General features: G+C 64.0%; 2 protein-coding genes. Both read left to right on the forward strand.

The features are described from left to right. Positions 1–796, forward strand: a 796-nt coding sequence (locus AC5Y5V_RS31300) for an NHL repeat-containing protein (protein ID WP_499942944.1), incomplete at its 5' end; no start/stop codon positions are given. A 112-nt stretch (positions 797–908) separates the two neighbouring features. Next, on the forward strand, positions 909–1,488 hold a 580-nt coding region (locus AC5Y5V_RS31305; RefSeq protein WP_499942946.1), incomplete at its 3' end, for an NHL repeat-containing protein.

The raw sequence follows: 1,488 nt of genomic DNA on the forward strand, positions 1-1,488 counted from the left end.
GCTGACCAAACCGTCGGTCGCGCGTGGCTATGGTTCACAGGTGGTGCTGCCTTTCAGCGGCCTCGACGGCGCCTCGGGTGTCGCCGTAGACAGAGCCGGCACCGTCTACGTCACTGATTGGGTCCATCTTCGAGTGCTCATGTTGCTGGCAGGCTCGTACACCCAGCAGGTTCTGCCTTTCACCGATCTCGGCCACCCTGCCGGTGTGGCGGCGGACGCGGCAGGCAACCTCTACGTGACAAACTTGGGCGGCAACCGACCGGTGCTGAAACTTCGCGTAGGCTCGACCGCTCCGGAGGTGGTCCCCTTCAACGACCTCGCCCTCCCAAGGTCAGTGGCGGTGGATTCTGCAGGCACCGTCTACATCGCCGACGAGCACAATAAGCGGGTCCTAAAACTCCCGGCAGGATCGTCCAACCAGGAACTGCTGCCGTTTAGCGGCCTCGATGGCCCGCACGGTGTGGCAGTCGACGCTGGTGGCACCGTCTACACAACCGACCAGGGCAAGCGTGTGCTGAAGCTGCGGGCAGGGTCATCCAACCAGGAAGTGCTGCCATTTCAGGGCCTCCACACGCCCTGCGGTGTGGCGGTGGATTCCGCCGGCACCGTTTACATCACCGATTACGATTCAGCCGAAACCCACCAGGTAGTGAAGCTGCAAGCCGGCACGTCCAACCAGGAGGTGTTGCCATTTAGCGGCCTCAACGTTCCCACAGGCGTAGCGGTCGATTCCGCTGGCAACGTCTACGTCGCGGATCAGAACAACAACCGGGTAGTGAAGCTGCCGGTGAAGTAGCGCTCGCGGCGGCGGTCGCGGTGTCCGGTGACGGCGTGTACGTTGCCGACACCGGAAAAGGCAACAAGTTCAACAGCCAGGGCTGGGAGTTGTCCGGCAATCGCCCGGCCGGTTGTCGGCACTCAAGAAGGGCGCGACCAGCCAGACCGAAGTCGCGACCAAGATCGGCGTGCCGATCAGCCTCGCCGCCGGTCCCGACGGGTCGGTCTACGTTCTCTCGCTGAACCCACGCCGAGTCGCGCGATTCGCGCCCGGGTCGAGCGACCCCGTGCCGCTGCCGTTCGAACTCGGATCCGGCATCAGCGACCCTTCTCCGAACAGGCTCACGGTGACGACCGCGGGCGACGTGATCGTCTCGACAGACAGGGACCTTCGGCGGCTGCCGAAGGGCGCCGCCTCGCCCACCGTGATCAACACTGGGCACCACAGCAAGCTGTTCATCGCCGCAGATCCCAAGGGCGCGATCTATTACGCCGATACCTGGGGCTCCCTGCAGATCATCGACACCGGCTCGACGACACATCGCACGCTCGAACAACGGGACAGGGCGAACCCGACGCGGGAGATCGCGGCGATGGCGTTCGACACCAACGGTGACCGCTACACCGTTACGGAAAGCTGCGGGGAGAATCTGGAGCCGGGCTTCATACGTCCTTGCAAGACTTACGTTTACGCCTTGAGCAAGCTGGCCG

This window comes from Mycobacterium sp. NGS68, assembly GCF_059812195.1.